Consider the following 13,712-nt stretch of genomic DNA (forward strand, 5'->3'; position numbering starts at 1 on the left):
CGGCTCCCTTGCGAACGTGGGGACTTTGGCGGCCCGCAGTGCCGGCCGTTGAGTTCAGGGTAGGCGCAGCCGGGAGTTACAAGAAACGATTCGGCGCCCGGTCAGGACAAATGGCCCTCGGCAGGGACTGCTTCGGTGAGTAGGGTGACCGCATGCAGAAGATATCGATCGACGCCCTGGCCCGCCAGCAGGTTACGGCAGCGCTCGCGGCCGGCAGCGGGAGGGCCGCCGACACCGTCTACGGCGGCCACGAGAAGGTCCTCCGGCAGACCGTGATGGCGTTCAAGGCCGGGACGCAGTTGAGCGAGCACCAGAACCCCGGGGAGGCGACGGTCTATGTGATCCGCGGCTGCGTCCGGCTGCAGGCCGGCGAGGAATCGTGGCAGGGGAAAGCCGGCGACCTGCTGATCGTGCCCGACGGGCTGCACAGCCTGATGGCGGAGGAAGACTCGGCGATCCTGATGACGGTGGCGAAGACCAAAGGCTGACTACGGACTAGAACGCACACCCGGAATTGAAAGGCCCTCCTTGAAAGTCAGCGAAGCCAGGCAGCTCATCCAGATCAAAGCTCCCATCTTGTCGCGCCAGCGCCGGGTGCTGGCCAACGCCTTCAACGTGGAGGAGTACAGGAAGGCGGCCCGGAAAGTGCTGCCCACCGGGATTTTCGACTACCTCGACGGCGGGTCCGAGGACGAAGTGACCCTGCGCCGCAACCGCGCCGTCTTCGATGCCTGGGCACTCATGCCCAGCTGGGGCCCGGTATCCGGGCCCGATACGACCACCACCCTGCTGGGGAAAGAAAGCGCCCTGCCGCTCACCCTGACCCCAACCGGGGCCACGCGGCTGTTCCATCCCGAGGGTGAAGCCGCCGTCGCCGCGGCCGCAGACCGGGCCGGTATTCCGTACGGGCTGGCCGGGCTGAGCACCGTGGCGATGGAAACGATCGCCGAGCGCCAGCCTAACCTTGACCGCTGGTTCAACTTCGGCCTCACCTCCGACGCCCAGGCGCTCAAGGACAAACTGGCGCGTTGCGAAGCTGCGGGCTTCACCACGCTCATTGTCGGCGTCGACACACGCGCGCTGGGATCCCGGGAGCGGGATCTACACAACGGCTTCACCGCCCCTCCCGCGCTGACCCTCTCAACCATCGCCGACATCGCTCGGCGTCCTGCCTGGTGGATCAACTTCCTGAAGGCGGATGGCATCAGTTTCCCCAACCTGGACCCCCGCAGTGCGGCGGCAACCTCCATGATTACGCCCGCCATGTGGCAGGACATCCTCGGCCACTCGGATGCGACCAGCGGGTGGCAGGAGCTGGAGGCCTTGCGGCAGGCGTGGAGCGGCAAGATCGTCCTCAAGGGCTGCGTCAACCCGGCCGACGTCGCCAAAGCCTCGCGCATTGGCCTGGACGCCGTACAACTGAGCAACCACGGCGGACGCCAGCTCGACCACATGCTCAGCCCCATGGACGTCCTGCAGGAATCGAGGCAGCGGGTGGGCGATTCGATCGAGATCTACGTGGACTCCGGCATCCGGCGGGGCAGCGACATCCTCAAGGCACTCGCGCTGGGCGCCGACGCCTGCTCGATCGGCCGGGCCTACCTCTACGGTCTGGTCGCCGCGGGATCGTCCGGCGTCGGACGGATCATTGAGATCCTTGCGGACGAACTCCGGCGTACGATGACGCTAGTAGGCGTTTCCAGCATTCCCGAGTTGAAAGCCCGGGGTGGAGAAATTCTCCGGGACATTCGTCATTCCGGGGAAATCCTTGAATCGACGGCGTCAGGCGACACGAAGTGATTCACTCTGATCCAGCAGGCACCCAGAGTTCTCCCGCAGCGCCGCGGGAGGCCAACGAATCCCTGAACAGCTAAGGAAACCATGCGTACTCGATACCTTTTTCCCGTTCTCACGATCGCTACGGCGCTCTCCCTCTCAGGCTGTGTCAATAACAGCGAACCTGCAGCCACCGGTGGCGCGAATGCGAGCTCCGACGTCGTCGATGTGAAAAAGAACGACGCCATTGCTGCGGCACTGCCGGAAAAAATCAAGAACGCCGGCGTGCTCAATGTCGGCATGGCCAACAATTACCCGCCCAACGAGTTCAAGGACGATAACGGGGCACCCGCAGGCTGGTCCGTGGATCTCACTAACGCGCTGGGAAAAGTGATGGGGTTGAAGGTCAATTTCGATATTGGCACCTTCGATAACATCCTTCCGGCCGTCCGGGCGGGGAAGGACGACATGGGCATGTCCTCGTTTACGGACACCGTGGAACGCGAAAAGCAGGTGGATTTCGTGAACTACTATTCCGCCGGCATTCAGTGGGCCGCGCCGAAGGGCAAGACCGTGGATCCGAAGAACGCCTGCGGACTCAAGGTTGCCGTCCAGGCCACTACCTACGAGGACACCCACGAGGTGCCGGCCAAATCGAAGGCCTGCACGGATGCCGGGAAGCCGGCCATCACCATCTTCCGCTACGACGCCCAGGACCAGGCCACAAACGCCCTGGTGGTGGGGCAGGTCGACGCGATGAGCGCCGATTCACCCGTGACGCTGTACGCGATCTCCAAGACCAAGGACAAGCTCCAGACCGCCGGCGATGCGTTCGAGGTGGCACCGTACGGGATCCCGGTGGCGAAAGGCAGCGCCTTCACGCCGGTCCTGCAGAAGGCGCTCCAGTCGCTGATCGACGACGGTTCCTACACCAAGATCCTGGCCAAGTGGGGAGTGGAAGCCGGCGGCATCAAGACGGCGGAACTCAACGTGGCCGCCAAAGGGTGACACCCCATGAGCGAGCGGGAACCCGACCCGATGCTTGACCCGGACCCTGCCAAGAAGCTGCCCGCGGGCGGCGCGCAGCGTGCCGGCCAGGCGCAGCCGGCCGGCAAGGCGCAGCGCGCCGGCGTGAGCGAGGCGGACGACTCCCCGGCGGAGGCCATCGTCGCCATCCCGCTGCGCCACCCATGGCGGAACGTGATCGCAGTGCTCCTGGTGCTGGGCCTTGCGGTCTTCGTCCTCGACGCCGCGCAGCGCCCGGACTACGGCTGGGCGGACGTGGGCAAGTACATCTTCGACCGCCGGATCAGCCAGGCCGCGTGGGTGACGCTGTGGCTGACCATTTACGCGATGATCAGCGCGATCGTCATCGGGCTCCTGCTGGCCATCATGCGGCTCTCCCCGAACCCGGTGCTGAAGAGCATCGCGTGGCTCTACATCTGGATTTTCCGGGGGACTCCGGTCTACGTCCAGCTGGTGTTCTGGGGCATCGTGTCGCTGATCTATCCGGTGTTCACCCTGGGGATTCCGTTCATGACTCCCTGGGTCACCATCCCGAACGAGGTCTTCACCAACCTGTTCATCACCGCCGTCATCGGGCTGGGCCTGAACGAAGCCTCCTACATGTCCGAGATCGTGCGGGCCGGCCTGCTGTCCGTAGACGAGGGCCAGGCCGAGGCCTCGACGGCCTTGGCGATGTCCTGGGGGCAGACGATGCGGTACGTCGTGGTCCCGCAGGCCATGAAAATCATCATTCCGCCCACGGGGAACGAAGTTATCTCGATGCTCAAGACCACCTCCCTGGTCGCTGCGATCCCGTTGAGCATCGACTTGTACGGCGTCTCCCGCGGCATCTCCGCGGTGACGTTCACGCCGGTGCCGCTGCTGATCGTCGCGTCCCTCTGGTACCTGCTCTTCACCTCGGTGCTGATGGTCGGCCAGCACTTCATCGAAAAGCGGTTCTCACGCGGAACCGGACGGATGAAGACTGACAAGGGACCCGCGGCACCCGGGCCGGCGCCGACGGCGGGACCCGGCGCGACAGGGGCACTCGGTACGCCCGGCGCGCCCGGTACGCCCGGCGCTCCCGGGGCACCGATCGGTAACGACTTTGGAGGAAAAGGATGACCGGCGCGCCCATGGTCCTTGCGGAAAAGGTTTCCAAAAATTTCGGCACCAATAAGGTGCTGCGCGGGATCAGCCTGGAAGTGGCCCGCGGCGAGGTGCTCTGCATCGTGGGCCCCAGTGGCTCAGGCAAATCGACGTTTCTTCGCTGCATCAACCACCTCGAACGCGTCGACGGGGGCAGGCTCTCGGTGGAGGGCCAGTTGGTTGGCTACCGTCAAAAAGGCGAAAAGCTCTACGAGCTCAAGCTCAGTGAGGCGGCGCACCAGCGGCAGGACATCGGGATGGTTTTCCAGAGGTTCAACCTGTTCCCGCATCTCACCGCGTTGGAGAACATCACCCTCGCTCCCATGCGCGTGAAAAAACAGTCCAAGGCAGCAGCCACCGCCAGGGCTATGGAACTGCTGGAACGGGTGGGGCTGGAGGACAAGGGCGATGCCTATCCGGCCCACCTGTCCGGCGGCCAACAGCAGCGTGTAGCGATCGCCCGGGCCCTGGCCATGGACCCGAAACTGATGCTCTTCGACGAACCGACCAGCGCCCTGGACCCGGAGCTGGTGGGCGAGGTCCTGGACGTCATGAAGGGGCTGGCCAAGAGCGGCATGACCATGATTGTGGTGACCCACGAGATGGGGTTCGCCCGGGAAGTCGCGGACACCCTGGTCTTCATGGATGAAGGCGTGGTGGTGGAGGCCGGACCTCCGCGGCAGCTCCTCAGCAACCCGCAGCACGAGCGAACCAAGGCGTTCCTTTCCAAGGTCCTCTGACGCGTCACTGGAATCCCGGCCGGGGTGGTGGGGATGCCCCCGGCGGACTTTCCGGAACCCGTTGTCAGCGCGACCCAGTGGGCCTACGCTGTGCCACGACGGCCCCACTCCGGGGACCGGTTCCAGGACCCTCCCTCGCTGGGGTGCCAGCACACCCCCGGATGCCCGCGTCCTGGACTTCACGGGACAGGAACTGCCATGACCAAGTATCTGTTTGAAGCCAATTACCTGGGCGAAGGAATCAAAGGACTCATGCGGGAGGGCGGCAGCAAGCGCCGCGACGCCCTGGTGGACGCCCTCAAATCCGTTGGCGGAACGCTCGAGTGCTTCTATTACGCCTTCGGGGACACCGACGTCCTGGGCGTCCTGGAGGCCCCGAGCGACGCCGACGCCGCAGCCCTTTCGCTGATGATCAACGCCACCGGCAACGTCAACGTCCGGCTGAAGCCGCTCATGTCGGTGGAGGACATCGACGAAGCGGTCAGGAAGACACCCACCTACCGGGCGCCGGGTCAGTAGGGGCGTTACCCGCCAAAGCCTGCGTTCTGTGACGGCCCAACGGGTCCGTGACGGCGAGCGGGTTCGGTTCCGGCCGCCGTCGTAGGACAGACTGTTGCCGTGAGCAACTCTCCCCGCACCGGCATCGCCATCGCAGGGCTCAGCCTCGGCACGGCGCTGAACCCGCTGAACTCCTCGATGATCGCCGTCGCGCTGGTGGTGCTGCGCGCGGATTTCGCGCTCGACGTCGCCACGGTCACCTGGGTGGTCACCTCCTTCTACCTCACCTCGGCGGCCGGCCAACCGCTGATGGGACGGCTCGCGGACCGCTTCGGCCCGCGCCGGCTGTTCCTGCTGGGCATGGCCCTCGTCGCGGTCACCTGCGCGCTTGCCCCGTTCGCGCCAAACTTCGCGCTGCTCTGCGTGGCGCGGGCGTTTATGGCGCTCGGCACCGCGACGGCGTATCCCAGCGCCGTCGTGATGGTCGCGGCGCTGGCGCGGCAGGCGAACGTTAGATCCACCCGGCCGCTGGGCCGGATCCAGATGGCGAACACCTCGGCGGCCGCCGTCGGACCGGTGGTGGGCGGGCTGCTGGTGAGCCTGGTGGGCTGGCAGGCGCTGTTCCTGATCAACGTCCCACTAGCGCTGGCGGCAATCCTGGTGGTCCGGCGGTTCGCCCCGGCGGACGCCCAGCGGGAACGCGGCAAGGTGTCGGAACTGCTCCGCGACTCGGACCTGCCGGGCATCGGCGCGTTCATCGGCGCCCTGGTGCTGGTGATGATGGCGCTGCTCAATGTGCTGCCCGACTACCGGTGGTGGCTGCTGGGCGCCGGGCTGCTGCTCGCCGTGCTGTTCACCGTGCGCGAGCTGCGCTTCAGCCCGCCCTTCCTGGACCTGCGGCTGCTGGGGACCAACCGGCCGCTGCTGCTGGTCTACCTGGGCTTCGCGCTGTTCAACGGCGTCTACTACTTCGCGTTCTTCGGTCTCCCGCAGCTGCTGCAGACCGCCGGCGGCTACGACCCGGGAATCGTGGGCCTGCTGATGCTGCCGCTCGCCGCCATTTCGGTGGTCGGGACGCCGTTCGCGGTCCGCGCCATCGACAGCTTCGGCGTCCGGCGGGTGCTGATCGCCGGCGTCGTGCTGCTGATCGCCGCGTCCGGAACCATGTGGCTGCTGACCGCGTCCCTCGCCGCTCCGCTGGTGCTGGCGATGACGGCGTTGCTGGGGGTGCCGTACTGCGTGGTCAGCATCGCCTCGAGCCAGGGCATGTACCTCTCCACCCGGCTGGAGGAGCGCGGCGTGGCGGCCGGGATCTACCAGACCTGCCGCTACCTCGGCGCCATCACCGCGACCGTGCTGATCGGCATCTTCTACGGCACCGGCGTCAGCCAGGCGAACTGGGGGCTGATGGTCTTTGTCATGCTCGGCCTCGGCGCCGTGGTCTTCGTCGTGTCACTGCTCTGGCGGGAGCGCCGGCAGGCCTAGGACGGCCTAGACGGCCCGTCCGACGACTCCCTTGACGCCCCTGCACCGCAGGGGCTAAGTGTGAGCGGAGCCACAAAATATTTGCCTGAGCGCCTTCGGGACGCCTATAGTCAACTCAGTGGTTCGATATTAGAACAGCGAGTTCTATTATCGAACAACCAAATCTTGACGGCGCCAGCCAGCCCTACAACGACGTAAGGAAATCCCGTGCACTTCCACCACCACGGCTATGTATCCGGGGACCCGCGGGTCCAGCCGGCCGCCGGCGTCGGCGTCGACCGCCCGGCAGAGCTTCCCGACGTCGTCGACGTGCTGATTGTGGGCACCGGGCCCGCGGGCATGGTCGCCGCCGCCCAGCTCTCGCAGTTCCCCGACATCACGACGCGGATCGTGGAGCGCCGGCCCGGCAGGCTCGCCATCGGCCAGGCGGACGGCATCCAGGCCCGGAGCGTCGAGACGTTCCAGGCCTTCGGCTTCGCCGAGCGGATCATCGCCGAGGCGTACCGCATCACCGAGATGGCGTTCTGGAAGCCGGACCCTGCGGATCCGTCCCGCATTGTCCGCGCCGCACGCACCCTCGATGACCCGGCCGGGATCAGCGAGTTCCCGCACCTGATCGTCAACCAGGCCCGCGTCCTGGACTACTTCGCCGAGGTGATGGCCAACGCGCCCACCCGGATGAAACCGGACTACGGCTACGAATTCCATGGGCTGGAAGTCGGCGAGGGGGAGTATCCCGTCACCGTGACGCTCGCGCACACCTCGGGACCGGACGCCGGCCGGGAGCGCACCGTGCGGGCCAAGTACGTTGTGGGCGCGGACGGTGCCCGGAGCAAGGTGCGGGATTCGATCGGCTGCACCATGGCCGGCGACAAGGCCAACCACGCCTGGGGCGTGATGGACGTGCTCGCCAACACCGACTTCCCGGACATCCGCACCAAGTGCGCCATCACCTCCGGCGCGGGCGGCAGCATCCTGCTGATCCCGCGCGAGGGCGGCCACCTCTTCCGGATGTACGTGGACCTGGGGGTAGTCCCGGAGGACGACGCCGGCGCGGTGCGCAGCACCAGCATCGAGCAGATCATCGCCAAGGCCAACGCCATCATCCACCCCTACACGCTGGACGTGCGCAACGTCGCCTGGCACAGCGTCTACGAGGTGGGCCACCGCCTCACCGACCGGTTCGACGACGTCGTCCCGGAGGACCTCGGCACCCGCACGCCGCGCGTGTTCATCACCGGCGACGCCTGCCACACGCACAGCGCCAAGGCCGGCCAGGGCATGAACGTCTCCATGCAGGACGGCTTCAACCTGGGCTGGAAGCTGGGTCACGTGCTGGAGGGCCGCAGCCCGGAGAGCCTGCTGGCCACCTACTCCGCAGAACGCCAGGTCGTGGCGAAGAACCTCATCGACTTCGACAAGGAATGGTCGACGCTGATGGCCAAGAAGCCGGAGGAATTCGACAGCCCCTCCCAGCTGGAGGATTTCTACGTCAGCACCGCGGAGTTCCCTGCCGGCTTCATGACCCAGTACACCCCGTCGATGCTGATCGGCGAGGCCACGCACCAGGAGCTGGCCACTGGTTTTCCCATTGGCAAGCGCTTCAAGTCCGCACCGGTGGTGCGGGTTTGCGACACCAACCCGCTGCACCTGGGCCACCAGGCCACGGCGGACGGCCGGTGGCGGATCTACGTCTTCGCGGACCCGGCCGTGCCCGGCGCGCCGTCGCCCACCACGGACTTGGCCGCCTGGCTGGCCGAGGCGCCGGACTCGCCGCTCGCCGCCACCCCTGAGGGTTTAGACCGTGACGCATGGTTCGACGTCAAGGTCATCTACCAGCAGGAGCACACGAGCGTGGATATCGGCGCCGTGCCGGCGGTGTTCAAGCCTGCCGTGGGGCCGTTCCAGCTGAACTACCTGGAGAAGGTCTACGCCGCGGATCCGCGGGCGGACATCTTTGAGCAGCGCGGCCTGGACCGCGGCGGCGTTGTGGTGGTGGTGCGCCCGGACCAGTACGTGGCCACCGTGCTGCCCCTGACGGCGACGGCGGAGCTCGCCGCGTTCTTCGCGCCGTTGTTGGGGGAGCGGGTGACCGGGCGGGCGTAGCCGGAGGCGTTCGGCTCAGGCGAGGGCGTCGGCGGTCAGGCGCTCGCCGTTGAAGTATTCAAGCCGCCAGCCGTCCACGGCGTGGTGGTGGGCCAGATTGAGCGCAGCGTTGTCGACCCGCTGCAGCGGGCGGCCGACGATCCGGCCGAGGCTCACCCGGAGCAGCGAGCCGTGCGCCACCACCAGGACGCGGCCGCCGCGGAACTCCTCCGCCAGTGCTTCCAGCGCGCCCAGTCCGCGGTCTGCGGCGTCGTCTTCGGTTTCGGCGCCGCGGAAACCGCCGGGGATGCGCAGGGCGTCCAGCTCCGGGCCGTCCTGCAGCCCCTCGGCGGGGCCGAAGGAGCGCTCGGTGAGCTCCGGCACGTGCCGGGCCACGCTGAGGCCAAGCCCGGCGGCGATCAGGTCAGCGGTCTCGGCAGCACGGCCCAGCGGCGAGGAGACGATCGCGTCCCACGTGTCGCCGGACAGGGCGGCGGCAGCGTCCCGCGCCTGGCTGCGGCCGACGTCGTTCAGCGGAATGTCGGTGGATCCCTGCAGGCGGCGCTGCGCGTTCCAGTCGGTCTGGCCATGGCGGATGAGCGCAAAAGTTGTCAGGGGCATGCTTCCATTGTGCCCTGAGCTGGTCTGGACCCTGTTCCGCGGGCCGCAGGCGCCTCAGCTGCGGCTGGCCAGCACAGACTGCAATTTCTCGAAGGACTCGGTCCATCCGTTGCGGCTGGATGGGTGTCTCGTACTTCTGTTCTGACTGGCGTCAGTGGGTCTGCACTCAGCCGTTGCTACCGGCTTCTAATGGCCGCAGCGGTCGTCTCTTCCGGGATGAGCGGGCGCTTCTTCAGCGGCGGCTATTGACACCGGATCCCACTGACGGTTAGCTTTGCTCTACTTCTTATCGATCAGATAAAAAAGTACATCCCGACTGTAAGGACCGGCAGGCAAGTGCTCGTAGGAATCGACATTGGCGGCACCAAGACCCACATCCTCGTGGCAGCGCCGGGTATCGAGGACGTGCACATCGTGGTGCCCACTGCCGAGTGGCAGCGCAGCTATCTTCTGGGCGACAGCGCTAACGCGGAACGCCTTGTTGCCCTTTACGCCAGGCACATTGGTGCCCGTTCCGGAGTTCCGCTGGCAGTGGGGGCGCACGGGTGCGACACGGCAGCCCAGTGCGAGGCTTTCCGCGCCCAGCTGGAACTGGTGCACCCCGGCCCGGTGGAGGTGGTCAACGATGCAGAACTGCTTGGCCCCGCCGCCGGCACGCAGGACCCGGTCCTGGCCGTGATAGTCGGGACGGGGTCCATCGTGGTGGGAACAACGGCCGACGGCGGCAAGGTCACCGCGGGCGGCCACGGCTGGCTTCTCGGCGACCCGGGAAGTGCTCCCGGGCTCGCCCGTGAGGCGGTCCGCGCCGTCCTGCAAGCCCGGGACGAGGGCATGGAGAGGGAAATTCTGGCAGAACGGCTCCTGGCCCACTGCCAAGCCGCCGATGAGACGGAGCTTTCCTACTTCTTCGCCAGCGACCTGCGGATCACCCTGTGGGGGAGCATGGCGCCACTCATCTTCGAATGTGCCAAGGAAGGCTCGCCCCTGGCAATGGCCGTCGTCAATGCCGCGGCCGTGGCTTTGGCCGCCGACGTGGCGCGGGTCCGGAGGCGGGGCGCCCAAGGAAACACTGTGGTCATGGCCGGGGGCGTTGCTGTGAACCAGCCGCTCCTGCTCCAAGCGTTTGAACGCCACGTGGCGGCAGACCACCCCGAACTCAACGTGGAACTACTGACTATTCCTCCTGTTTGGGGCGCCCTAGAGCGTGCCAAACACCTGACAGAGACGTCAACAATAAGAATGAAGGAGAGTAATGAACATCATCAGCCTATTGGTTAGGAAACCGCTGGCCATCGGGGCCGGTCTGCTCGCGGGGGCGCTGGCGCTCTCGGGATGCAGCGTGACCGGCGCCGGACCGTCCGGTGGAGCCACCGGCAAGGGCACCGGAACTGTACATGCACTGTTCATGAAGCAGGCCGGCTACTCCGAGGACGACGTCGCCAAAATGGTCGGCGAGTTCGAAAAGAAGAACCCGGACATCGATGTGGAGCCCACGTTCGTGTCCTACGAAGCACTCCACGACAAGATAGTCACGGCCGCCCCGGCAGGCACCTATGACGTATTCCTCACAGACGTTATCTGGCCTGCCGAGTTCGCCTCCAAGGGAATCGCGGCAGACCTCACCGGCCGCATCCCTGGGAGCTGGAAGACGGACGTTTTGGGCGGGGCCCTCGACACGGCGAAGTACGAGGACAAGTACTACGGTGTTCCCCTGTTCCCCTCCACCAAGCTCTTCTACTACAACAAGGACCTCGTAGCGAGCGTCGGAGCCAGCGAGAAGGACTTGCAGACCTGGGACGGAGTCCTCAAGGTTGCCGAGAAGATCAAGGCCAAGGGCAAGGTCGAATTCCCGTTGTCCTGGAGCTGGTCCCAGGCTGAGGCGCTGGTCTGTGACTACGCCCAGCTGCTGGGCGCTTTCGGAGGCCGTTTCACCGCCGACGACGGCAAGCTAGCCGTCAACAGCCCCGAAGGCGTTGCAGCGCTGCAGTGGATGATGGACAGCATCCACGGCGGATTGAGCAACCCGTCCTCAACGACGTTCCTGGAGGACGACGTCACCAAGTCCCTTGCACAGGGGCAGACTGCCTTTGCGCTGAACTGGGAATCGACCCTTCGGGACCTCGATGACCCGAGCATCTCCAAGGTGGTGGGCAAGATCGGCGTCATGCAGACTCCGGCTGGCCCCTCGGGCGACCGTCCCGGCGTCAACGGATCCATGGCACTGTCAATTGGCTCGCACTCAAAGAACCAGGATGCGGCCTGGAAGTTCATCGAATTCATGAGCAGCCAGGAAAACCAGGAAAAGTATGCTGCCAGTTCCATGCCGAGCTGGAAATCGAGCTACGACAAGCCCGAGGTCACCAAGACGAACCCTGAGGTATTCAAGGCCGCCGGCGCGCAGTTCGATAACCTCATCTCCCGCCCTGCCATGAAGGACTACAACCGTGCTTCGCAGGCGCTCCAGGTCGAACTCCAGAACGCCCTGCTCGGCAAGAAATCTGCCCAGCAGGCAATGGACGACGCCGTAGCCGCTGCAAACAAGGAATAAAACGGTGTCAACTGTCACGAACACACCCGTGCCCGACGTCGCCGCTCCGCCAGTGGGCAAGAGGCGGAGGCGACTTGAGAATCACGGAAAACTGGCCTTTTGGCTGCTCCTGCCGGCTGCCGTCGCGGTTTTCGGGGTAATTGTCTACCCGATCCTCCGCACCCTGCTGATCTCGTTTTTCCAGGTGGACTCGGTCTTGGCAGTTGACACCCCCTTCGTGGGTCTTGGAAACTACGCTTCGGCACTGGCAAGCCCGGGCTTCTGGGCTTCGATGGGGCGCACTCTGTACTTCACGCTGACATCGACGGCGCTGGAGTTGGTCCTGGGCCTTGGGCTCGCTGCGCTGCTCAATGCGCCCATGAAGTTCCGCTGGCTCTTCCGTGCTGTTGTCGTTGTCCCGTGGGCAGTTCCCACGATTGTGAACGCCGCCATGTGGAAAGGCATCTTCAACGCAGAGTACGGGGCCTTCAACGCGGTTCTCCTGCAGCTGGGCCTGATTGACCACTACCAGGCCTGGCTGGGGGATCCGTTCACCTCATTGAACATGGTCATCGTTGCCGATGTGTGGAAGACGACGCCCCTGGTGGCTTTCTTCCTGCTGGCAGGCCTGACGTCCATTCCCAAGGAGCTTTACGAGGCCGCACGCCTGGACCGGGCCGGCTGGCCGCGGATGTTCCGGTCCATCGTCCTGCCCCTGCTGGTGCCTTCAATCTCCATCGTCGTCGTCCTGAGGACAGTAGAAGCCTTCAAGGTCTTCGACATCATCTACGGCATGACGCGGGGCGGGCCGGCAAACGGTACCCAGACCATTGCCTACTACACCTATGTCACCGCCTTCTCCGACCAAAATTACGGCGTCGGGTCCGCGCTGTCCTACCTCATTGTGATGGTGATCCTCATCTTGTCCACTATTTATCTCCGCGTTCTGCGGCGGTCCGGAATGAGCCTGGTATGAGAAACGGGCGCCGCAACTCCGTCCTGATCCACCTGGCTGCCATCGTGGTGGGGCTCGCCATCATCGCGCCCTTCGCGCTCATGGTGATCGCCAGCATTTCACCCCAGAGCAACCTCATTTCGCGCCCGCTGCAATGGATACCATCCACGCTCTATCTGGACCGCTACCAGGAAATATTCACCGGCGGGGCAAACAGCGTCGGCTCCGCATTCCGGAGCGCCTTCGCCAACACGGTGATCGTTGCCAGCGGAACCGTAGCCATCTCCATGGTCGTGGCCATCCTCGGCGCCTATGCCTTCGCCCGGTTGCGGTTCCGCTTCCGCGGAACCGTGCTGATGATCTTCCTGGCAACCTATATGCTGCCGCAGATCGCGTTGCTGATCCCGCTGTACCTGGCTCTGAGCGCCTTGCAGCTGCTGGACACGAAACTCGGACTGATCATCGTGGACTGTTCGCTTGTCATCCCGTTCACGCTGTGGATCCTGAGCAACTACTTCGTCACGATTCCCGAAGAGCTGGAAGAAGCTGCCCTGATCGATGGGTGCGGCCGCATGGGGGCACTCTTCCGGGTGGTGCTGCCAAGCGCGAAGCCCGGTATTTTCGCCGCTCTGATGTTCTCTTTCCTGCTGGCCTGGGACGAGTTCATGTATGCGCTGATCTTCACGTCGTCGGATGCTTCCAAGACCCTGACAGTCGCGATTTCCGAGTTTGCGGGCCGATACACCACGGACTTCGGACTGGTAGCAGCCGGAGGCATACTCGCCGCCCTGCCGCCCGTCATCATTGCCGTCATTTTCCAGCGATACATCGTCAGCGGCATGGCCGCCGGCGCAGTGAAAGGTTAATACAG

At 65.3% G+C, this 13,712-nt stretch carries 13 protein-coding genes; 12 read left to right on the plus strand and 1 reads right to left on the minus strand.

Going from position 1 to position 13,712, the window contains the following annotated elements; all coding sequences use genetic code 11:
• The first annotated feature begins 152 nt into the window (after positions 1-152).
• The 8 genes from HNO80_RS13635 (at position 153) to HNO80_RS13670 (ending at position 8,759) form a co-directional block, all read left to right on the plus strand.
• A complete protein-coding gene (locus HNO80_RS13635) occupies positions 153-488 on the plus strand; it encodes a cupin domain-containing protein (RefSeq protein ID WP_175323391.1) in 336 nt (111 codons plus the stop codon).
• Positions 489-528: 40 nt separating this feature from the next.
• The gene (locus HNO80_RS13640; protein ID WP_175323392.1) at positions 529-1,800 is read left to right on the plus strand and encodes an alpha-hydroxy acid oxidase; all 1,272 of its coding nucleotides are present in this window, start codon (positions 529-531) and stop codon (positions 1,798-1,800) included.
• An 81-nt stretch (positions 1,801-1,881) separates the two neighbouring features.
• Positions 1,882-2,784: an ABC transporter substrate-binding protein gene (locus tag HNO80_RS13645; protein ID WP_175323393.1), complete on the plus strand. Its 903-nt coding sequence runs from the start codon at positions 1,882-1,884 to the stop codon at positions 2,782-2,784.
• Positions 2,785-2,790: 6 nt separating this feature from the next.
• A complete protein-coding gene (locus HNO80_RS13650) occupies positions 2,791-3,906 on the plus strand; it encodes an amino acid ABC transporter permease (protein WP_175323394.1) in 1,116 nt (371 codons plus the stop codon).
• Positions 3,903-4,670, plus strand: coding sequence for an amino acid ABC transporter ATP-binding protein (locus tag HNO80_RS13655; protein WP_283810506.1), 768 nt, complete (start codon positions 3,903-3,905; stop codon positions 4,668-4,670). Before HNO80_RS13650 ends, HNO80_RS13655 begins: the two co-directional genes overlap by 4 nt.
• Before the next feature lie 198 nt (positions 4,671-4,868).
• The gene (locus tag HNO80_RS13660) at positions 4,869-5,189 is read left to right on the plus strand and encodes a GYD domain-containing protein (RefSeq protein WP_175323395.1); all 321 of its coding nucleotides are present in this window, start codon (positions 4,869-4,871) and stop codon (positions 5,187-5,189) included.
• 99 nt (positions 5,190-5,288) lie between these two features.
• Entirely contained in the window at positions 5,289-6,653 is a 1,365-nt protein-coding gene (locus tag HNO80_RS13665) for an MFS transporter (RefSeq protein ID WP_175323396.1), read from the plus strand.
• A gap of 207 nt (positions 6,654-6,860) precedes the next feature.
• Positions 6,861-8,759: an FAD-binding monooxygenase gene (locus HNO80_RS13670; RefSeq protein ID WP_175323397.1), complete on the plus strand. Its 1,899-nt coding sequence runs from the start codon at positions 6,861-6,863 to the stop codon at positions 8,757-8,759.
• 15 nt (positions 8,760-8,774) lie between these two features.
• On the opposite strand, the gene HNO80_RS13675 is transcribed toward HNO80_RS13670, so the two are convergent.
• Positions 8,775-9,359 (minus strand): histidine phosphatase family protein, encoded by a 585-nt coding sequence (locus tag HNO80_RS13675; RefSeq protein WP_175323398.1) that lies wholly within the window; start codon positions 9,357-9,359, stop codon positions 8,775-8,777.
• Between the two features lie 336 nt (positions 9,360-9,695).
• Here HNO80_RS13675 and HNO80_RS13680 point away from each other — a divergent pair, with 336 nt between their 5' ends.
• The 4 genes from HNO80_RS13680 to HNO80_RS13695 are packed head-to-tail and all read left to right on the plus strand — an operon-like array spanning position 9,696 to position 13,707.
• Entirely contained in the window at positions 9,696-10,637 is a 942-nt protein-coding gene (locus tag HNO80_RS13680; RefSeq protein ID WP_175323399.1) for a BadF/BadG/BcrA/BcrD ATPase family protein, read from the plus strand.
• Positions 10,612-11,907 carry an extracellular solute-binding protein gene (locus HNO80_RS13685; protein ID WP_175323400.1) on the plus strand — a complete coding sequence of 432 codons (1,296 nt, stop codon included), beginning with the start codon at positions 10,612-10,614 and terminating at the stop codon, positions 11,905-11,907. Before HNO80_RS13680 ends, HNO80_RS13685 begins: the two co-directional genes overlap by 26 nt.
• Positions 11,908-11,911: 4 nt before the next feature.
• A complete protein-coding gene (locus HNO80_RS17990) occupies positions 11,912-12,862 on the plus strand; it encodes a carbohydrate ABC transporter permease (RefSeq protein WP_175323401.1) in 951 nt (316 codons plus the stop codon).
• Positions 12,859-13,707, plus strand: coding sequence for a carbohydrate ABC transporter permease (locus HNO80_RS13695; RefSeq protein WP_175323402.1), 849 nt, complete (start codon positions 12,859-12,861; stop codon positions 13,705-13,707). Before HNO80_RS17990 ends, HNO80_RS13695 begins: the two co-directional genes overlap by 4 nt.
• Positions 13,708-13,712 lie beyond the last annotated feature (5 nt).

This window comes from Arthrobacter sp. C9C5 (assembly GCF_013359735.1).
In the GTDB taxonomy this organism is placed as follows: domain Bacteria; phylum Actinomycetota; class Actinomycetes; order Actinomycetales; family Micrococcaceae; genus Arthrobacter.